The organism is Amycolatopsis thermoflava N1165, assembly GCF_000473265.1.
Lineage (GTDB): Bacteria > Actinomycetota > Actinomycetes > Mycobacteriales > Pseudonocardiaceae > Amycolatopsis_E > Amycolatopsis_E thermoflava.
The window spans coordinates 6,410,378-6,429,751 of sequence record NZ_KI421511.1; the positions used below are offsets into that span (position 1 = coordinate 6,410,378).

Annotated in this window: 19 protein-coding genes; 17 read left to right on the top strand and 2 right to left on the bottom strand. The window is 72.5% G+C overall.

What is annotated here, in order from left to right; all coding sequences use genetic code 11:
• Positions 1-12 precede the first annotated feature (12 nt).
• The 12 genes from AMYTH_RS0131670 (at position 13) to folK (ending at position 11,394) form a co-directional block, all read left to right on the top strand.
• Positions 13-1,065 carry a zinc-dependent metalloprotease gene (locus AMYTH_RS0131670; RefSeq protein WP_027933614.1) on the top strand — a complete coding sequence of 351 codons (1,053 nt, stop codon included), beginning with the start codon at positions 13-15 and terminating at the stop codon, positions 1,063-1,065.
• Positions 1,062-2,021, top strand: a complete 960-nt coding sequence (tilS, locus tag AMYTH_RS0131675) for a tRNA lysidine(34) synthetase TilS (protein WP_027933615.1) — start codon at positions 1,062-1,064, stop codon at positions 2,019-2,021. Before AMYTH_RS0131670 ends, tilS begins: the two co-directional genes overlap by 4 nt.
• Before the next feature lie 3 nt (positions 2,022-2,024).
• A complete protein-coding gene (gene hpt / locus AMYTH_RS0131680; RefSeq protein WP_020422651.1) occupies positions 2,025-2,579 on the top strand; it encodes a hypoxanthine phosphoribosyltransferase in 555 nt (184 codons plus the stop codon).
• A 136-nt stretch (positions 2,580-2,715) separates the two neighbouring features.
• Positions 2,716-3,084, top strand: coding sequence for a hypothetical protein (locus tag AMYTH_RS0131685; RefSeq protein WP_020422650.1), 369 nt, complete (start codon positions 2,716-2,718; stop codon positions 3,082-3,084).
• Between the two features lie 20 nt (positions 3,085-3,104).
• Positions 3,105-4,433 carry a hypothetical protein gene (locus tag AMYTH_RS0131690; protein WP_027933616.1) on the top strand — a complete coding sequence of 443 codons (1,329 nt, stop codon included), beginning with the start codon at positions 3,105-3,107 and terminating at the stop codon, positions 4,431-4,433.
• Between the two features lie 37 nt (positions 4,434-4,470).
• Positions 4,471-5,271: an ESX secretion-associated protein EspG gene (locus tag AMYTH_RS0131695; RefSeq protein WP_027933617.1), complete on the top strand. Its 801-nt coding sequence runs from the start codon at positions 4,471-4,473 to the stop codon at positions 5,269-5,271.
• Positions 5,272-5,777: 506 nt separating this feature from the next.
• On the top strand, positions 5,778-6,581 hold the full coding sequence (locus AMYTH_RS0131715; protein ID WP_027933618.1) for an ESX secretion-associated protein EspG: 804 nt from the start codon (positions 5,778-5,780) through the stop codon (positions 6,579-6,581).
• A gap of 199 nt (positions 6,582-6,780) precedes the next feature.
• Positions 6,781-9,132 carry an ATP-dependent zinc metalloprotease FtsH gene (ftsH, locus tag AMYTH_RS0131720; protein WP_027933619.1) on the top strand — a complete coding sequence of 784 codons (2,352 nt, stop codon included), beginning with the start codon at positions 6,781-6,783 and terminating at the stop codon, positions 9,130-9,132.
• On the top strand, positions 9,122-9,724 hold the full coding sequence (gene folE, locus AMYTH_RS0131725; RefSeq protein WP_027933620.1) for a GTP cyclohydrolase I FolE: 603 nt from the start codon (positions 9,122-9,124) through the stop codon (positions 9,722-9,724). The genes ftsH and folE overlap by 11 nt, the downstream gene beginning before the upstream one ends.
• Entirely contained in the window at positions 9,721-10,554 is an 834-nt protein-coding gene (gene folP / locus AMYTH_RS0131730) for a dihydropteroate synthase (RefSeq protein ID WP_027933621.1), read from the top strand. The genes folE and folP overlap by 4 nt, the downstream gene beginning before the upstream one ends.
• Positions 10,547-10,909, top strand: coding sequence for a dihydroneopterin aldolase (gene folB, locus AMYTH_RS0131735; protein WP_027933622.1), 363 nt, complete (start codon positions 10,547-10,549; stop codon positions 10,907-10,909). The genes folP and folB overlap by 8 nt, the downstream gene beginning before the upstream one ends.
• Positions 10,906-11,394: a 2-amino-4-hydroxy-6-hydroxymethyldihydropteridine diphosphokinase gene (folK, locus tag AMYTH_RS0131740; RefSeq protein WP_017985431.1), complete on the top strand. Its 489-nt coding sequence runs from the start codon at positions 10,906-10,908 to the stop codon at positions 11,392-11,394. Before folB ends, folK begins: the two co-directional genes overlap by 4 nt.
• Before the next feature lie 508 nt (positions 11,395-11,902).
• On the opposite strand, the gene AMYTH_RS0131745 is transcribed toward folK, so the two are convergent.
• The gene (locus AMYTH_RS0131745) at positions 11,903-12,832 is read right to left on the bottom strand and encodes a helix-turn-helix domain-containing protein (protein WP_027933623.1); all 930 of its coding nucleotides are present in this window, start codon (positions 12,830-12,832) and stop codon (positions 11,903-11,905) included.
• Between the two features lie 60 nt (positions 12,833-12,892).
• Here AMYTH_RS0131745 and AMYTH_RS0131750 point away from each other — a divergent pair, with 60 nt between their 5' ends.
• Both AMYTH_RS0131750 and AMYTH_RS0131755 read left to right on the top strand, forming a co-directional pair.
• The gene (locus AMYTH_RS0131750) at positions 12,893-13,354 is read left to right on the top strand and encodes a DUF3180 domain-containing protein (protein ID WP_027933624.1); all 462 of its coding nucleotides are present in this window, start codon (positions 12,893-12,895) and stop codon (positions 13,352-13,354) included.
• Positions 13,355-13,423: 69 nt separating this feature from the next.
• Complete coding sequence (locus AMYTH_RS0131755; RefSeq protein WP_027933625.1) at positions 13,424-15,205, top strand: DUF6779 domain-containing protein; 1,782 nt, start codon at positions 13,424-13,426, stop codon at positions 15,203-15,205.
• 598 nt (positions 15,206-15,803) lie between these two features.
• Here AMYTH_RS0131755 and AMYTH_RS49125 read toward each other — a convergent pair.
• Positions 15,804-15,950 carry a hypothetical protein gene (locus tag AMYTH_RS49125; protein WP_157360680.1) on the bottom strand — a complete coding sequence of 49 codons (147 nt, stop codon included), beginning with the start codon at positions 15,948-15,950 and terminating at the stop codon, positions 15,804-15,806.
• Between the two features lie 396 nt (positions 15,951-16,346).
• On the opposite strand from AMYTH_RS49125, the gene AMYTH_RS0131765 reads away from it, so the two are divergent.
• The 3 genes from AMYTH_RS0131765 (at position 16,347) to panC (ending at position 19,374) form a co-directional block, all read left to right on the top strand.
• Complete coding sequence (locus tag AMYTH_RS0131765; protein ID WP_027933626.1) at positions 16,347-17,453, top strand: PrsW family intramembrane metalloprotease; 1,107 nt, start codon at positions 16,347-16,349, stop codon at positions 17,451-17,453.
• A gap of 95 nt (positions 17,454-17,548) precedes the next feature.
• Positions 17,549-18,493, top strand: coding sequence for a Rossmann-like and DUF2520 domain-containing protein (locus tag AMYTH_RS0131770; protein WP_378333637.1), 945 nt, complete (start codon positions 17,549-17,551; stop codon positions 18,491-18,493).
• The gene (panC, locus tag AMYTH_RS0131775; RefSeq protein WP_020417091.1) at positions 18,490-19,374 is read left to right on the top strand and encodes a pantoate--beta-alanine ligase; all 885 of its coding nucleotides are present in this window, start codon (positions 18,490-18,492) and stop codon (positions 19,372-19,374) included. Before AMYTH_RS0131770 ends, panC begins: the two co-directional genes overlap by 4 nt.

The window sequence follows — 19,374 nt, forward strand, 5'->3', positions numbered from 1 at the left end:
AAGGTGAACACGATGAGCGAGGTTGCGTCCCGGCCGGTCGTGGACTGGTCACTGGCCGCTTCCACGGGCGCCTTCCTCGCCCGTGGCGGGCCGGTGGTCTCCCGCGAGGAAGCCGGCCTGGCCGTGACCGAGCTGCGGGAGCTGTCGCTCGACGCCGAGGCCCACGTCCGCGAGCTGACCGGGCTGGGCGCCGGGCTGCCGCTGCTCCCCGGTGACGTGGTGGACCGGCCCGGCTGGGTGCGCTCGGCGGCCGCCGGGCTCGACGCGCTCACCGCGAAGGCGCTGCCGCCGAACCCGGCGGGGCCGCTGGGGCCCGTCCTGGCCGGTGGCGCCGGCGTGCAGACCGGCGTGGTGCTGGCCTTCCTGGCCTCGCGCGTGCTGGGCCAGTACGACCCGTTCGGCGGCCCGGACGGCGGTGGCCGGCTGCTGCTGGTGGCGCCGAACGTGGTCACCGCGCAGCAGGCGCTGCAGGTGCCGGGCCGCGACTTCCGGCTGTGGGTGTGCCTGCACGAGAGCACGCACCGGCTGCAGTTCACCGCCGTCGGCTGGCTGCGGGACTACTTCGCCGACGAGGTCGAACGCCTGGTCGGCGGCCTCACCGGCGACGACGACGGGATGGCCGACCTGCTCGGCAGGCTGCCGGACGCGTTGCGCGAGGCCCGGCGCGCCAAGGCGGACGGGCTGGTCGCGGTGGGGCAGCTGTTGCGCTCGCCCGAGCAGCGCGAGGTGTTCGACCGGCTGCTGGCGCTGTCCACGCTCCTCGAAGGGCACGCGGACTACGTGATGGACGCGGTGGGGCCGGGCGTGGTGCCCAGCGTCGAGACGATCCGCGCGCGGTTCACCGAGCGGCGCAAGGGCGGCGGCCTGCTGGACCGGCTGCTGCGGGCGCTGCTCGGGGTGGACGCCAAGATCCGCCAGTACGCGCAGGGCGCGGCCTTCACCCGGCACGTCGTCGACCGGGTCGGGATGGCCGGGTTCAACGCCGTCTGGACCTCGCCCAACACGCTGCCGACCCGGGCCGAGATCGCCGATCCCGAGGCTTGGGTGCGGCGCGTCCACCCGTGACCGGGCCGCACCCCGCGGTCGCCGCGGTGCGCCGCGCGGTGCGGAACCTGCTGGCGGAGTGCCCCGGCGTGCCCGCCATCGACGTGGCGCTGTCCGGCGGGGCCGATTCGCTGGCGCTCACCGAGGCCGCCGTGTTCGCCGGGCGGCGGCTCGGGCTGCCGGTGCGGGCACTGGTCGTGGACCACGGCCTGCAGGCGGGTTCCGCGCGCGTGGCCGAGGAGGCGGCCGGGACGGCGCGCAAGCTCGGAGTGGACTCCGCCGAAGTCCTGACCGTCGAGGTGACCGGCCCGGGTGGACCGGAAGCGGCCGCCCGGAACGCCCGTTATGCCGCGCTCCGCGCACACCACCGCGGGATCGTCCTCCTCGGCCACACCCGCGACGACCAGGCCGAGACCGTCCTGCTCGGACTCGGGCGCGGCTCCGGTCCGCGCTCGATCGCCGGCATGCGTGCTGTGGATCTCCCGTGGGGTAGGCCACTCCTCGACGTGCCCCGCGCGACCACCCGGGACGCCTGCCGCGCGCTCGGCCTGACCCCGTGGGAGGACCCGCACAACCGCGATCCGCGCTACACCCGGGTGCGCCTGCGCGCGGAAGTGCTGCCGCTGCTGGAAGACGTCCTCAACGGCGGGGTCGCGGCGGCACTGGCCCGCACGGCCGCCCAGCTCAGGGAGGATTCCGAGGCGCTCGACGCGCTTGCCGCGGACTTCCTGGCACGGCACGGAAAACCGGACATCGGGGAACTCGCGCCGCTGCCCGCATCCCTCCGCAGGAGGATCCTGCGGAACTGGCTCGCCGCGCACGGCGCGCGCGACCTCACCGACGCCCACCTGCGGTCCGTCGACGCGCTGGTCGCGCGGTGGCGCGGCCAGGGCGGCGTTTGGCTACCCGGCGGCTTGGTGGTGACCCGGACGCATGGCAGGCTTGCCATGAATCCACCGGAAACAAGAGGGGACTGACCCGTGTACGAAGGCGAGATCGCCTCCGTCCTCATCACCGAGCAGCAGATCAACGACAAGATCACCGAGCTCGCCAAGCAGATCGCCGCGGACTACGAGCGCGAGACCTCTGCCGGCGACCTGCTGCTGGTGGGCGTGCTCAAGGGCGCCGTCATGTTCATGACCGATTTCGCCCGGGTGCTGCCGATGCCGGCGCAGCTGGAGTTCATGGCCGTCTCCTCGTACGGTTCGTCCACGTCGTCCTCCGGCGTGGTGCGGATCCTCAAGGACCTCGACCGGGACATCACCGGGCGGCACGTGCTGATCGTCGAGGACATCGTCGACTCCGGACTGACCCTGTCCTGGCTGCTGAAGAACCTGGCGAGCCGCAACCCGGCGTCGCTGGAGGTCGTCACGCTGCTGCGCAAGCCGGAGGCGGTCAAGGTGGACGTGCCGGTGCGGTACGTCGGCTTCGACATCCCCAACGAGTTCGTGGTCGGGTACGGCCTCGACTACGCGGAGCGCTACCGGGACCTGCCCTACATCGGCACCCTTGATCCGAAGGTGTACGGCGCCTGAACACGGTGCGTGAGCACCGGAAATTCGTGAACCCGAACGTGCCGGAACGCGTCATAACTGTCGGTGCGGTGCGTTAACCTACGCGAACGAGGGTGACGCGCCGCGATGCGGTACGGACGTGGGGTAGGGAGAACTGATGGGGAGCTACGCGGACGCCGCGGCGTTCCGGAACGCCGCTGTGAACGGGCAGCTGGGGGTCGACCCGGACGCCGCGCAGGCGGTTCTGAAGAAGATCCGCCTCGGCAAGGACCAGGTGGAGAACCTGCTGCGCAACGCCGGAGCCCTGGCCGAGCCGCCCAAGCTCGGCAACAACCCGGTCGGCAACGCCATCGCCGCGAAGTTCGTGCAGCGCGCCGACGGGGGCGGCGAGTCGTACGCGACCGCGCTGCGCAACCTCTACAACCAGTACCAGCAGGCCGAGGACGCCATCGTCGCGGCGATGAGCCACTACGACAAGATCGAGCAGGCCGCCGAAGACGCGCTGGCGTCCGGTCGTCAGGTCTGAACCCGGGGGGACCGATCACGATGACTTCTCCGAGCAGCGAGCCCAGAGGCGAGGCCGTCCAGCTGGGCGACAACGGCGAGTCCGCCGCGCTGGTGCAGCAGGCCCGCAACAGCGCGGGCGGGTTCACCTACGGCGGCGACCGCGCCATCGCCAGCCCGCCGAACTGGGCCTCGCAGGAGAGCAACCAGCTCTACCTCGGCGCCACTCAGAACAACGACCCGGCCACGGCCGAGGCCACCGGGCGGCAGTGGCAGTCCCACGGCGACAGCCTGCACCAGGCGGCCGACGACCTGTACAACGCGATCGCCGAGCTGGGCAACGCGTGGATCGGGCAGGGCTCCGGCTCAGCGCAGGGCGCGCTGGTCGGCATCGCCAACTCCAGCAAGCAGGCCGGCGACGCGGCGCACACCATGTCGAACCGGATGGCGCAGCAGGCCGCGGCGGCCGCCGAGGTCAAGAAGATGCCCGCGCCGAAGGAGTTCGACCCGGCCAAGCAGACCGCGGCGATGCTCGCCGGCGGTCCGGCCGCGATGGTCGCCGACATGAAGGTGCAGGCGGACGAGGCCCGCGCCGTGCACGCCCAGCAGGTCCAGTACTTCAACGCCTACACCCAGGCGATGGCCGAGGTGGACAGCGCGACCCCGAGCTTCGGCCCGGAGTCGCTCGGCCTGCCTGCGGACGGCCGCTTCGGCGGCACCTCGGCGCAGTCCGTCGGGGCCGGTTCCGGCGCGGTGCCCGGCGGCCTCGGATCGGTCGGGCTCGGCCCGGTCGGCGGCGTCACCACCGGGATCCCGGGCGCCGGCGCGGCCGGCTTCGCCGCCGGTGGCCAGCCCGGCGGTGTCCCTGGTCCGCACGGTGTCCCGGCGGCTCCCGCTCCGGCGGCCGGCGCGGCTTCCGGTGCGGGTCAGGTGACCGCGGTGCCGACGTCGTCCGGTGGCGGCGGTGCGGCGGCGCTGGGCGCGGTGGCGGGTCTCGGCACGGCGGGTCTCGCCGCGGTGGGTGGCAAGGCCGCTCTCGGCCGCGGCAGCAAGTCCGGCGCCAAGGAGCGCCCGGCCACCGACGAGACGGCGGCCAGCTCGGACCAGTCGCAGCAGGCCCACGGCAACGCGCAGCAGCAGGCCCAGCAGCAGAGCCTCATGAACACCGGTGGCACCATCGGCGGGGCAGGCACCCCGCCGCCGGCGTCCGGCATGGGCGGCGGCATGGGTGCCGGCGCGCAGGGCTCGGAGGACGAGGAGCACACCCGTGCCTCCTTCCTCGTCGAGGCCGACCCCGACGAGGCGTTCGGCGCCAACGTGGCGACCGCGCCGCCGGTCATCGGGGCCTGGAACGACGAGGACGACCGCTGATCCGGCGCAACCGCGCGAACCGGGAAAGAGGGACTTGATGGCGCGAGCGGAGCTGCTCACTCCGCTGGAACTGGACTTCCTGTGGGAGTCCTTCGGAGCAGGCGAACTGCCGTACCCGCTGGAGGTGCGCTCGCACGGCGCGACGATGGACGAGCGCGCGCAGCTGCGACGGCAGACCCTGGACCGGCTCGCCGCGCGCGGCGCGGCCGACGGCCGGGGCCGCCCCGCGCCGCACGTCGAGGAGTTCTTCGAGGTGCTGGCGGGGTCGGAGACCAGCCTGGACAGCGTGCACATCACCGCGCCGGACGCGCGTCCGCTGCTCGCCGTGGCGGCGGCGCTCGCCGGGCGCGGCGTGCTCGCGGTGCACGACGAGCGGGGCTTCCACTTCCAGCCGATGCCCGCGGACGGCCTCGCGAGCGCCATCGTGTCCCTGCTGCCCGCCGCCCGGCGGGGCAGCGAGAAGTCGATCACCGTGCCGCTCGAGCAGCTGATGACGGCCACCGGGGCCGACTTCCTGCAGCGCCGCGCCGCGGCCGGCGAGCGGACCAGCGCGGACGACGACCGCAAGGCGCTGGCCCGGCTCCAGGCCCAGCCGCGGCTGCGCGGCGGGCAGATCGGCGCCAACGCCCGCAGCCGCAGTGGCGCGAAGACGAGGCCGCCGGTGCTGAGCTGGTTCGACACCGACGACGGCCGCTACTTCACGCAGGCCAGCCGCGGGCACGACGGCCGCGACTGGATCACCATCGCCCCCGCGGACGCGGCGAACCTGCGGCACCGGTTGAGCGAGATGCTGGTCAGCGCGGCTGGCGAGACGCTGGCGCCGGGTGGTGCCTGGTGAGCCGTTTTGGGCAGGCTGGTGGGCGATGCGCTCCCACCCCGGTTGACCTCGCGAGCGTGCGGTGCCGGTTCACCGTCGCTCCCGTGGATGCGGCGAACCTGCGGCACCGGTTGAGCGAGATGCTGGTCAGCGCGGCTGGCGAGACGCTGGCGCCGGGTGGTGCCTGGTGAGCCGTTTTGGGCAGGCTGGTGGGCGATGTGCCGCCACCCGGGCCGACCTCGCGAGCGTGCGGTGCCGGTTCACCGTCGCCCCCGCGGATGCGGCGAACCTGCGGCACCGGTTGAGCGAGATGCTGGTCAGCGCGGCTGGCGAGACGCTGGCGCCGGGTGGTGCCTGGTGAGCCGTTTTGGGCAGGCTGGTGGGCGATGCGCTCCCACCCCGGTTGACCTCGCGAGCGTGCGGTGCCGGTTCACCGTCGCTCCCGTGGACGCGGCGAACCTGCGGCACCGGGTGAGCGAGATGCTGGTCAGCGCCACCGGCGAGACCCCGACCCCGGAGAGCGCCCGGTGAACCGCCCCGAGTTCTTCACCCCGATGACGTTCGACTTCCTCTGGGAGGCGGCGGGCATCGGCGAGCTGCCGTACCCGCTGCAGGTGCGCTCACACGGCGCGACCATGGACGAGCGCGCGCGGCTGCGGCAGCGGGCCCACGAGGAGCTGAAGGCCCGCGGCCTGCGCGACCACTACGGCCGCCTCGACCCCCGGGTCGAGGACTGGTTCCGCGTGCTGGCGCAGGGCTCCACCAGCATCGACGCCGTGCACATCCCGGACTTCCAGGTGCCACCGGTGTCGATCCTCGCCGCCACCGACGGCACGCTCGGCGTGGTCGCCATCCAGGACGCCGACGGCATCTGGATCCGGCCCGCCTTCCCGGAGGGGCTGGCCTCGACGGTCGTCGACCTGCTGCCGCCGGGCACGCGCGGCACGGAGGCTTCCATCACACTTCCGGTCGACGAGGCGCTGCGCATTCAGCCGGCCAGGGCGGCGGTCCCGGTCGGCGGCGACCCGAAGCCGCGGCGCCGGTCGCTGTCCGAGGGCTCCTCCGACCCGCGCGAGGCCTACGCGCGGCTCGCCGGCCAGCCCCGGCTGCGTGGTGGTCAACTGGCCGCGAACAGCAGGTCCGAGGTGAGCGGTCGTCGCAGGTCACCGGTGCTGGGCTGGTTCGACACGGCCACCGGCCGGTACCTGAGCCTGTCCCGGCCGGGCGCCGACGGGCGGGAGTGGGTGACCGTCTCCTCCGCGGACGCGAAAACGCTGCGCACCAGGCTGGGCGAGATGGTGGCGGGCGTCACAACCGAGCCGGGCAACTGACCCGAACCGCTCCGGGGAACCAGACCGCGGCACCGGCCGTTGACCTGCTTGAGACTCGTGCAGGTGCCCATGTCGGCCGGACTGTACCCTGGATGGACGGGGTGTTCCTCGCACACCGCAAGTTGTTGTCTACACCGTGACGGCGGATGTGACATCTACCGCCTAGCCAGGGAGGGTCGAGGCCGAACGGCCGAGGCATATGGACCGGAAGCGCCTGCTCAGGAACCCGCTGCTGTGGATCGTCGCGGTTGTGTTGATCTTCCTCGCGGTCAACACCCTCTTCGACAGCGACCGTGGATACACCCAGGTCCCCACTTCACAGGCGATCGCCCAGATCGACGACAACAACGTGAAGGAAGCCAACCTGGAGGACAAGGAGCAGCAGCTCAAGCTGTCGCTCACGAACAAGATCGACGTCGACGGCCAGCAGGTCGACCAGATCATCACGCCGTTCCCGTCGGAGGCGACCGGCTCGATCTACCAGAAGCTGCTCGACCACAAGAACGTCAAGTTCACCACCACGGTCACGCAGCAGGGCTTCTTCACGCAGATCCTGTACTACATCATCCCGCTCGGCCTGCTGCTCCTGCTGCTGATGTGGATGATGAACAACGCCCAGGGCGGCGGCAACCGCGTCCTCAACTTCGGCAAGTCCAAGGCCAAGCAGCTGAACAAGGACATGCCGAAGACGACGTTCGCCGACGTGGCAGGCGCGGACGAGGCGGTCGAAGAGCTCTACGAGATCAAGGACTTCCTGCAGAACCCGGCCCGCTACCAGGCGCTGGGCGCGAAGATCCCCAAGGGTGTGCTGCTCTACGGCCCGCCCGGCACCGGTAAGACGCTGCTCGCGCGCGCCGTCGCCGGTGAGGCCGGCGTGCCGTTCTACACGATCTCCGGTTCGGACTTCGTCGAGATGTTCGTCGGTGTCGGCGCCTCCCGCGTTCGCGACCTGTTCGAGCAGGCCAAGCAGAACGCCCCGTGCATCATCTTCGTCGACGAGATCGACGCGGTCGGCCGCCAGCGCGGCGCCGGCCTCGGCGGCGGTCACGACGAGCGCGAGCAGACCCTGAACCAGCTGCTCGTCGAGATGGACGGCTTCGACTCGCGCGGCGGGATCATCCTGATCGCCGCGACGAACCGCCCGGACATCCTGGACCCGGCGCTGCTCCGCCCGGGCCGCTTCGACCGGCAGATCCCGGTGTCCGCGCCGGACCTGGCCGGCCGCCGCGCCATCCTCGAGGTGCACTCGAAGGGCAAGCCGCTGGCGCAGGGCGTCGACCTGAACGCGCTGGCCAAGCGCACCGTGGGCATGTCCGGCGCCGACCTGGCCAACGTCATCAACGAGGCCGCGCTGCTCACCGCCCGTCAGAACGGGCACGTGATCACCGACGCGGCGCTGGAGGAGTCGGTCGACCGGGTCATTGGCGGGCCGGCGCGCAAGAGCCGGATCATCTCCGAGCAGGAGAAGAAGATCACCGCCTACCACGAGGGCGGGCACGCGCTCGCCGCGTGGGCGATGCCGGACCTCGAGCCGGTCTACAAGCTGACCATCCTGCCGCGCGGCCGGACCGGTGGGCACGCGCTCGTCGTCCCCGAGGACGACAAGCAGCTGATGACCAGGTCCGAGATGATCGCCCGGCTGGTGTTCGCGATGGGTGGCCGCACCGCCGAGGAGCTGGTCTTCCACGAGCCGACCACCGGCGCGTCCTCCGACATCGAGCAGGCGACCAAGATCGCCAAGGCGATGGTCATGGAGTACGGCATGAGCGCCCGGCTCGGCGCCGTGAAGTACGGCCAGGACCAGGGCGACCCGTTCCTGGGCCGCTCCGCGGGGCGTCAGGCGGACTACTCGCTCGAGGTCGCGCACGAGATCGACGAAGAGGTCCGCAAGCTCATCGAGACCGCGCACACCGAGGCGTGGGAGGTGCTCAACACCTACCGCGACGTGCTCGACGACCTGGTGCTGGAGCTGCTGGAGAAGGAGACGCTCAGCCGCAAGGACCTGGAGCGGATCTTCGCCACCGTCGAGAAGCGGCCGCACATCACCGTCTTCAACGAGTTCGGTGAGCGCACCCCGTCGGACAAGCCGCCGATCAAGACGCCGGGCGAGCTGGCGATGGAGCGCGGCGAGCCGTGGCCGCCGCCGGAGAAGAAGCCGGCGCCGCGTCAGGTGCCGACGCCGGTCGGGACCGCGCCGGGCGGCAGCGACCTGCCCGGTGGCCCGCCCTACAGCCAGCCGGAACCGCCGTCGAACCCGTACGCGCCCCCGTCGGGCGGGAACTACCCGCCGCCCAACGGCGGTGGCCGTCCGTACGGTCCGAACGGCACCGGTCAGTGGCCGCAGCCCTACAACGGCGGCAACCAGTCCGGTCCGCCGAACTACGGTGCGCCTCCGGGCTGGACCCCGGCGACCCAGCCGGGTGGCCAGACCCCGTGGCGCCCGAACCAGGGCGAGCAGCCGCGGCAGGGCGACTGGTTCGGTGGCTCCGAGGAGGGCCAGGGCCAGCACCGGCGGAACCCCGACGAGCAGGACGGTCAAGATCGACAGTGAGCTGACGCCCGGGGAGGGGCCGGTCTTCGACCAGGCGCGTGCCGAGAAAGCGGTGCGTGAGCTGCTGGAGGCCGTTGGCGAGAACCCGGACCGGGAGGGCCTTCGGGACACCCCGGCCCGGGTCGCCCGTGCGTACCGGGAGATGTTCGCCGGGCTGTACACGGATCCGGCGTCGGTGCTGGAGCGCACGTTCGACGAGTCGCACGAAGAGCTCGTCCTGGTCACCGACATCCCGATGTACAGCACGTGCGAGCACCACCTGGTGCCCTTCCACGGCGTCGCGCACGTGGGTTACATCCCGAACAGCCACGGCAAGGTCACCGGCCTGTCGAAGCTGGCCCGGCTGGTCGACCTCTACGCGAAGCGCCCGCAGGTGCAGGAGCGGCTGACGTCGCAGATCGCCGACGCGCTGGTGCGGAAGCTGGAGCCGCGCGGGGTGATCGTCGTGGTCGAGGCCGAGCACCTCTGCATGTCGATGCGCGGGATCCGCAAGCCGGGCGCGCGCACCACGACGTCGGCGGTGCGCGGCATGCTGCAGACGTCGGCGACCTCCCGGGCGGAGGCGCTGGAGCTGATCAAGGGCCGTCGATGACCACCGGGGCGCCGGACCGCTGTCTGGTGATGGGCGTCCTGAACGTCACGCCGGACTCGTTCTCGGATGGTGGGCGGTACCTCGACCTGGACGCGGCGCTGGCCCACGCGCACGAGATGTGGGACCGCGGCGCGGACATCATCGACGTGGGCGGCGAGTCGACGCGGCCGGGTTCGTCCAGAGTGGACGCGGAGACCGAGATCGCGCGGGTGCTGCCCGTGGTGCGGACGTTGGCCGCCGACGGCCTGCGGCTCTCGGTGGACACCACGCGCGCCGCCGTCGCGGAGGCGACGCTGGACGCGGGCGCGGAGATCATCAACGACGTGTCCGGCGGCCTGGCCGATCCGGACATGGCGAAGGTGGCCGCGAGCAGCCAGGCGCCGTGGGTGCTGATGCACTGGCGCGGGCACAGCAAGGACATGAACGCGCTGGCCGAGTACGACGACGTGGTCGAGGACGTGCGGCGCGAGTTGCAGGCGCGGGTCGACGCCGCGCTGGCCGCCGGGGTCGCGCCGGAGAAGATCGTCATCGACCCCGGGCTGGGGTTCGCCAAGCGCGCGGAACACGACTGGGCGTTGCTGAACCGCCTGGACGTGTTCCTGGACATGGGTTTCCCGGTGCTGGTGGGCGCTTCCCGCAAGCGGTTCCTGGGCAGCCTGCTGGCCGACGACAGCGGTGCGCCGCGGCCGCCGGACGGCCGGGAGGACGCGACGGCGGCGGTGTCGGCGATCGCCGCGGTGAAGGGGGCGTGGGGCGTGCGGGTGCACAACGTGGGTGCGTCGCTGGACGCGGTCGCGGTCGCCGCGGCGTGGAGGCGCGGGCGTGCCTGACCGGATCACGCTCACCGGGCTGCGGGTGTTCGGGCGGCACGGGGTGTTCGAGCACGAGAAGCGGGACGGGCAGGAGTTCGTCGTCGACATCGTGGCGTGGCTGGACCTCGCGCCTGCCGCCGCTTCGGACGATCTGACGCAGACCCTGCACTACGGCGAGCTGGCGCAGCTGGCGGCGGACATCGTCGGCGGTGAGCCGTACGACCTGATCGAGAGCGTCGCGGGCCGGATCGCGGACGAGGTGCTGAAGGATTCGCGGTTGTCCGCGGTCGAGGTGACGGTGCACAAACCGTCGGCGCCGATCCCGCTGAACTTCGCGGACGTGGCGGTGACCGTGCACCGGGAGCGCGGGTGAGGGCGGTCCTGTCCCTGGGGTCGAACCTGGGCGACCGGCTGGCGTACCTGAAGTCGGTGATCGGTTTCTTCGGGCCCGCGGTGGTCGCGGTGTCCAGTGTGTACGAAACGAAACCGTGGGGCGTCGAGGACCAGCCGGATTTCCTGAATGCGGTGTGCATTGTGGACGATCCCGCGCGGGACGAGTGGGCGTGGCTGCGGGCTGGCCAGGAGCTGGAACGCCGGGCAGGCCGGGTGCGCGAACTGCGGTGGGGGCCGCGCACGCTGGACGTCGACGTGGTGACGGTGGACGGGGTGCGCTCGGACGACCCGGAGCTGCTGCTGCCGCACCCAGGAACGCCCGAGCGCGCGAGCGTGCTGATCCCGTGGCTGGAAATCGACCCGGCCGCGGTGCTGCCCGGCCACGGCAGTGTCCGCGACCTGCTGGCGGCGCGCCCCGACTCCGACCGCGCTTCGGTGCGCCTGCTGCAGCCCTTCCCGCGCTGAGCGATCTTTGAACCAAACCCAAGGTAGCTGGGTGGTCATCCCGTCGCCTGACACTGGACGATCACCTTGAGCCAGGGCCGCAACCTCCGCACCCGCGTGAGTTGACATGCCAACCTTGCGGCCCTGGCTCAAGGTGATATGCACAAACCGGAAGGCGACGGGATGACCACCCGGCGACCACCCACCCGAGGTGAGACGACGACGGTCCCCTGGTCATCCCGGAGCCTGCCCGTCCGGCGAGGACTATCTTTTGATCTTTAAACCCGCGCCTACGCGCGAAAAGCGCCTCACGGCGCTCAAACGGTCACCTTCCGACCACCCCCGCCCCCGATGCCTGATTGTGTTTCAGTCGCCGAGCAGCGGCGTCAAGGCGGGAAAGCGTGCCTTGACCCCGCTGATCGGCGACTAAAGATCGGCTGTGGATCGGGGGCGGGGGAGGTCTGGTTGGGGTGGCCGGCCTACTTGCGTTGCCGGCTCGCTGTTGCGGGGCGGGAGGCAACCTCGGCGATCACGCCCGCAAAGCCGCCGTCAGCCACTCCACCGCCGGCACCCGCGTGGGCACCTCCGGCCATCCGTTCATGATCGCCATCAGTTGCCAGTACCGTTCGGCCCTGCGGTCGGTCCCGACGGCGATCCGGTCGGCCACCGAGGCGCGGAACGCCGGATCCGCGGGGTCCTGCCCGTCCGGCGCCCACCCCCGCGCGATGTCGTCGGCCAGCTCGCGCCCCTCCGGTGAATCCGGGGCCAGCCCGGCTTCCAGCGCCTTCTGCGCCCGCTCGCTCCAGCCGATCCAGTCCTCCTGCGCAGGCACGGCCGCCTGGCCCGCCCGCAGGTCGTCGGCGTGCCGTTCGCTCATCCGCCGCGTCACCGCGCGGAACTCCGGGTCCTGGATCAGCTCGGCGAACTCGATCCACGCCTCCAGCTGCTCGGGCGACGGGTCGTCGGGCAGCTCCGGTTTCGCCGAACGCATCCGCTCGTAGAACTCCGCGTCGACCGGCAGGCCGTCGGTCACCTCCCGCCAGAACTCGTCGACCAGGCGGGCCCGCTCTTCGTCGGACATCGCCGCCAGCCTGTTCATCAGTTTCACTTCCTCCAGCTCGGATTCGCGTTTCACGACCGCACGCAGAACCGCGCGCCGCAGCCGCAGCCTGCGCATCTGCTCGTCGAGCGCGTCGATGTGCCGCCGGGCGAGGCGGGGGACGCTCGTCTCCCGCGCGAGCACCGCGGCCACATCCGTCAGCCCGAGGCCGAGTTCGCGCAGCGTCTTGATCAGTTCGAGCCGGGCCATCGCCGTCACGTCGTAGAGCCGGTAGCCGGAACCGGTGCGGTCGGCGGGCGGGAGCAGCCCCTCGTCGGAGTAGAACCGGATGGTCTTGACCGGCAACCCGGTCCGCCGGCTCAGCTCGCCGATCGTGAACGTCCCGTCCGCGCGTCCCATGCTCAACCCTCCAGCCGGTGGAGAGTCAACTGTGCCAGATCACCTGGGTACCGTGGCGGTATGCACTTCACCCGGCCCCGAGAGCTGGTGATCGCCGGGCTGGTCGGGCTCGTGGCCGCGTACCTGTTGTTCAGGTTCGCCTACGGGGACCTGCCCCGCCTGCCGCGGCCGGTCGGCGTCACGCTGTTCGTGCTCGCGGTGATCGAAGTCGCACTGGCCTTCGTGATGCGGTCGCGGGTCCGGTCCGGCCGGCTCGTCAACGCGGTCTCGGCGGCGCGCACGGTCGCGCTCGCGAAGGCCTCCTCGTTGCTCGGCGCGATCATGCTCGGCGCGTGGGCCGGGATCGCCGGCGCGTTGATCCCGCGGGCGTCGGAGCTGGCCGCGGCGTCGAGCGACCTCCGCAGTGTCGCGATCGGAGCGGTGTGCGCGGCCGTGTTGATCGCCGCGGCGCTCTGGCTCGAGCACTGCTGCCGCACGCCGGAAGACGACGAAAGTGATCCCGATCATCACCCGACCGGTTAACGCTGAGAACCGACCGCTCGAAGTACCAACTAGGTCTCGGACGCATAACTAGCGGGTACGGTGTTGGTCATGACTGGCGAGGGTGACGAGACGCGCGGCCGCGTCGTGGGCAGGCCGTGGTTTCTCATCGGCCTGGTCCTCGCGGTCGGCGCCACGATTCCGCTGGTGGTCGCCGACGACATCCGCTACCTGCGGCTGGGGATCGTCGCCGCGTTGTGGGCGGCTCTGATCGGCGCGTTCCTCGCCGTGCGCTACCGCCGCCAGGCGACGAACACCGAAGAGGCCGTGGCACAGGCGCAGGAGGTCTACGAGCTGGAGCTCGAACGCGAGATCGCCGCGCGGCGCGAGTTCGAGCTGGAGGTCGAAGCCGAGACGCGGCAACGGGTCGAGTCCGAGTCCCGCAGCGAACTGGACGCGCTGCGCACGGAAATCGCTTCCCTGCGGGACAACCTGCAGAGCCTGTTCGGCGGCGAGGTGCTGCTGGAGCGCGTCGCGCTGACCGCGCAGGCGACCCGGATGCGGGCGCTGCACGAGGAGCAGCGGGTCGTCGAGTCCGGCACGAGCCAGCCGCCGCAGATCACCGCGGCGAAGAAGCGGGAGATCACCGACCGGCCGACCGAGTTCATCGAGCGGGTGCGGGAGAAGGAGCCGGTGCGCGCAGGCGGCCGCCCGAGCGCGCCGGAGCCGCGGCGGCCCGAGGTGTCGATGGACCTCCCCGTCCGCCGGGTCGCGAACGCCGAACCCGTCGACCCCGAGCGCACGCGGGTGCAGCCGGCGGCGAAGAAGCCGGAACGCCCGCAGACCCGGCCCGTGGAGCCGAGCCGTCCCGCGCCGAGCCGCCCTGACCGTGGGCGCCCGACAGCCGCGACGACGCCGGTCAAGCGGGAACCGCAGCGGGTGGAGCAGCCGACGCAGGTCGCCAAGGCCGTCGATCCGGACTGGACGCCGCGAGCCGAGCGTTCGGCCACCGACCTGTCGGCGGCGTTCCCGACCCGCGTGACGCGGCCCGTGCAGCCGGAGCCGTCGCCGGTGGTCCCCGAGGACCACCCGGTGGTCAACGAGACGTTGCCGGTCGAGGTCCGGCGGCTGGCGCAGCAGGGCAGGCCGGGTGGCCGTCGGCGTCGCGCGGAAGAGGACGAGGCCCCCGCCGGCCGCCGTCGCCGCCCCGACGAGGCGCCGCGGGTGCCGGACGCCGACGAGGCGCCGCCCGGGCTGCGTTCGGACGCCGATGTGCCGGCGAGCCTGCGGACACCGGAGGCCGACGCGGGCCGTCGAGGCGCGGAGCGCGCTCCCGAGGCCGAGGCACTGCCGCGGCTCTCGGTGGCCGCGGAGGCGGAGGGCCCGGCACGCCGATCGAGCGCGGGCGCCGCGGTCGCCGGACGCCGCTCCGCGGAGTCGACCGGGTACCGTTCCGCCGCCGCGATCTCAGGCCGCCGCAGCGCCGAAGCGAGCGGCCACCGGGCGGCCGACGAGACGCCCACGGGCCGGCGCAGCGCTGAAGCGACGGGCCATCGCGCCGCCGACGAGGTGTCCTCGGGTCGCCGCAGCGCCGAAGCGAGCGGCCACCGCGCGACGGACGAGACGCCCGCGGGCCGCCGCAGCGCTGAAGGAACGGGCCACCGTGCCACCGATGAGACGCCCACGGGCCGCCGCCACCGCCCCGACGACGAAGCCGCCACGTGGGCGAGCACCGGCCGCCGGGCGAAGCCCGAGCCGGAAACCCCACGCGGCCGCCGCGCCGCGGTGGAGGAGGACACCGGTTCCCACTCCGCGGGCCGCTCGGTGAGCGAACTCCTGGCAGCGAACGGCAAAACGGCGACCCCCCGACGCCGCCGCCGCGCCGAGGACTGACCACTTCCGCGGATTGCCCTTGCACCACGGCTGCCGACGACAGTGCGCCGCGATTCCGCGGGACGCGGCCGACCTGCCCCGCGCCGATTCCGCGCGGCGGGATTCTGAACCGTGGCGATTTCCCGGGGGTGCCGACCGGGGCCACCGCGATTCGCGGGGGTGGTGGATCTGAACCGCGACGATTGCGCGCGGTGGGGATCTGAACCACGGCGGTTTCGTGGGCCGTGGATCTGCGTCACTGTGATCCCGCGGCGGCCGACCTTCCCCGCGACGGTTCCGTGCGGCGGGGTTCTGAACCGTGGCGATTTCGCGGGGCTGCCGACCTGGGCCACCGCGATTGCGGGCTGCCGATCCAAACCACGGCGATCCCGCGCGGCTGCCGATCTGCATCGCGGCGATTCCGCGGGGTGGCCAACCGGCACCACGACGATCCCACCGGCGGTGGATCTGACCCAGGACGATCCCGCGCGGCGGCTCATCTGAACCACAGCAATTCCGCGGGGGTGGCCACCGTGCATGACGGCACCGCAGCATTGCCGGAGGCAGTGCGCCGCCGAGCACCGCCGCCCGCGGCGGTTGCACGCTTCGCCGCACTGCGTCACTGGCCGTCGCCGTGCCGCTCTCGCGGCAGCATCGTCGTCGTGCTGCTGTGTGGCTGACCGTCGCCGTGCCGGTCCCGCGGCAGCATCGTCGTCGTGCTGCTGTGTGGCTGACCGCCGTCGTGCCGGTCCCGCGGCAGCATCATCGCCGTGTCGCTGTGGTGATGGACCGCTGCCGTGCCGCTCTCGCGGCAGCATCATCGCCGTGCTGGTGTGGTGGCTGACCGCCGCCGTGCTGCTTCGGTGATTGCGCCCGCTGCGGCTGTGCCGCTCCACGGCTGTGCCGCCCGCCGGCCAGTCGCGCCCTGTTCCTTCGTGGCTGCCCCGCTGCCCGCTTCTGCTGAGCCGGGGACACCCCCGAGGTGCCCGGCTCGCCGCTGCGCGGCCGGGCGACTCGGCGCTACGCGACCGCATCGCACGGCGCCGGCGCTGCGGCTGAGCCCGCTGCACCGGGGGCCCCGAAGCACCGCCCACCCCGCCCGCCCCCGCAGTCCGTCACCGTAGAGTGCCGGGCTGTGACGGCACCCCCTCGCAGGCTCACCGTGCTCCTGCCCGTGCTCGGCCTCGTCATCCTGGCCGTGTGCGGCCTGACCGTTCTCGGCCTGGTCACCGTGCAGGTCGGGCCCCTCGCGGTGGCCATCGGCGTCGCCGCGGCGCTCGTTCCCGTCGCGGTCGTCGTGGCGACCATCCTGTGGGTCGACCGCTGGGAACCGGAGCCGGCGAAGTTCCTCCTGGTCGCCTTCTTCTGGGGCGCGTGCCTCGCCGCGATCACCGCCCTGCTGATCAACAACACCGCCGAAACGGTGGGCGACCTGCTCCTCGGCGAGGGCAGCGGCAGCAAGCTCAGCGCGCTCCTGTCCGCCCCGCTCGTCGAGGAGGCCGCGAAGGCCTCGTTCGTGCTCGCCGTCCTGCTGCGCCGCGCCGACGAGTTCGACGGGGTCATCGACGGCATCGTCTACGCGGGGTTCACCGCGGCCGGCTTCGCGTTCACCGAGAACATCTACTACTTCGGCCGCGCCTTCGCCGACTACGGCTTCGGCGACGCCACCAGCACCGGTGTGATCGCCGCGTTCGTGCTGCGCGGCGTGCTGTCGCCGTTCACGCACCCGCTGTTCGCCGCGATCACCGGCATCGGCCTCGGCTACGCCGCCCGCGCCGACAACCGGGCCGTCAAGATCCTCGCCCCAATCGGCGCCTACCTGGGCGCCGTCCTGCTGCACGCCCTGTGGAACGGCGCGGCGGTCCTCGGCGGGGCGCAAACGTTCCTCAACGTCTACTTCCTGATCATGGTCCCGATGTTCATCGCGGTCGTGATGCTCGTCCTCCTGCAACGCCGCCGCGAACAACGCATCGTCACCGCCGCCCTGCCCGCGATGGTCCAGGCGCGGCTGATCGCCCCGTCGGAGGTCGAGCTGCTGTCCACGCTCGCCGGCCGCCGCGAGTGGCGGCGGCAGGCCAGGCAGCAGTCCGGTCGCGAGGCCGCGAAAGCCGTGGCGCGCTACCAGGCCAGCGTGACCGAACTCGCGTTCCTGCGCCGCCGCAAGGAGACCCCGGACCACGAGAAGCGCAAGCGGGACGTGCTGGCCACGCTGCGCGCGGCCCGCGCCGACGCGGTCCGGCTGGCGGGTGAAGGCAGTCATACCGGGTAAACCGGGTCGGGTGAAGCTGGTCACCCGCCGCCGACCCGGGGCGTTTCCGCGAGCTACTCTCGCCCCGTCGTCCGGTACCCGCGAACGGAGCGGGACTGGAACGAGCTGAGGAGTTCTGCTGCCATGAGCGTCCACAGGGGCACGCCGTGAGTCGTCCCGCAAGGCTGGGTGTCGGAGTGATCTCCGCCGGCCGCGTGGGCAGCGTCGTCGGCGCCGCGCTGACCCGGTCCGGGCACACGGTGGTCGCCGCCTCCGGCATTTCCGCCGCTTCCCAGGCCCGCGCCGAGCGCATGCTGCCGGGTGTCCCGCTCAAACCGCCGGACGAGGTCGCCGCGGCCGCGGACCTCGTGCTGCTGGCCGTGCCCGACGACGAACTCGCCGGCCTGGTCCGCGGTCTGGCCGCCACCGGTTCCTGGCGCCCCGGCCAGATCGTCATCCACACCTCCGGCGCGCACGGCCTCGACGTGCTGGCCCCCGCCGCCGCGGCCGGTGCGCTGCCGCTGGCCCTGCACCCGGTCATGACCTTCACCGGCCGCTCCGAGGACCTCGACCGGCTCACCGCCTGCAGCGTCGGCGTCACCGCCGCGGCCGACGACGAGGCCGCGTGGAGCGTCGGCGAGGCGCTGACCGTCGAGATGGGCGCGGAACCGGTGCGGGTGCCGGAAGCCGCCAGGGCGCTGTACCACGCGGCGCTCGCGCACGGCGCCAACCACCTGATCACGCTCGTCGACGACTGCGCGGACCTGTTGCGCGGCGCGGGGATCGGCGACGCGGAGCGCATGCTCGGCCCGTTGCTGTCGGCGGCGCTGGACAATGCGCTGCGGCACGGTGACCGAGCCCTGACCGGTCCGGTCGCCCGCGGTGACACCGGTACCCTGCGCAAGCACCTGGGCGTGCTCGAAGCCACCGAGCCCGCGATCGTGCCCGCCTACACCTCGCTCGCCCGGCGCACCGCGCAGCGAGCCGAAGCGGCCGGCCTGCTCGACGCCGGCGCCGCCGCCGAGATCACCGAACTTCTGGAAAGGCCGGAAAACCCGTGACCACACCGAAATTCAGCCGCGGGCAGCTGAACACCTACCAGACGCCCGGCGACGTGCACCGGGTCACCGCGGCGCTGCACTCGGTGGGCCGCAAGGTCGCGCTAGTGCCGACCATGGGCGCGCTGCACGCCGGTCACCGCGAACTGATCCGTCGCGCCAAGCGCCTGCCGAACACCGTCGTCGCCGTGTCGATCTTCGTGAACCCCCTGCAGTTCGGCGAGGGCGAGGACTTCGACGCCTACCCGCGGCCGCTGGAGCGGGACCTGGAGATCCTCGCCGAGGACGGCGTGGAGATCGCGTTCGTGCCCAAGGTCGGCGACCTCTACGCAGACGGCCACGCGGTGACCCTGCACCCGGGCCCGCTCGGCGACGAGCTGGAGGGCGCCCACCGCCCCGGCCACTTCGCCGGTGTGCTGACAGTGGTGGCGAAGCTGTTCAACATCGTCACGCCGGACTTCGCGTTCTTCGGCGAGAAGGACTACCAGCAGCTGGTCCTGATCAAGCGGATGGTGCGCGACCTGAACCTCGACGTCCGCGTGATCGGGGTGCCGACGGTGCGGGAATCCGACGGCCTGGCCCTGTCCTCGCGCAACGTCTACCTCTCGCCGGAACAGCGGGAAGCCGCCGTGGTGCTGTCCGCGGCGCTCGCCGCAGGCGGGCATTCCGGCCCGAACGGCGGGGAAGCGGTCCTCTCGGCGGCGCGCGCGACGCTGGCCGCCCGCCCGGAGGTCGACGTGGATTACCTCGAATTGCGCGGAACCGATCTCGGTCCCGCACCCGTCGATGGGGAAGCACGGTTGCTGATCGCCGCCCGGGTCGGGCGGACCCGGCTGATCGACAACGTCCCGGTGGTGCTGGGCGCGTCGGAGGAAGTGAGATAA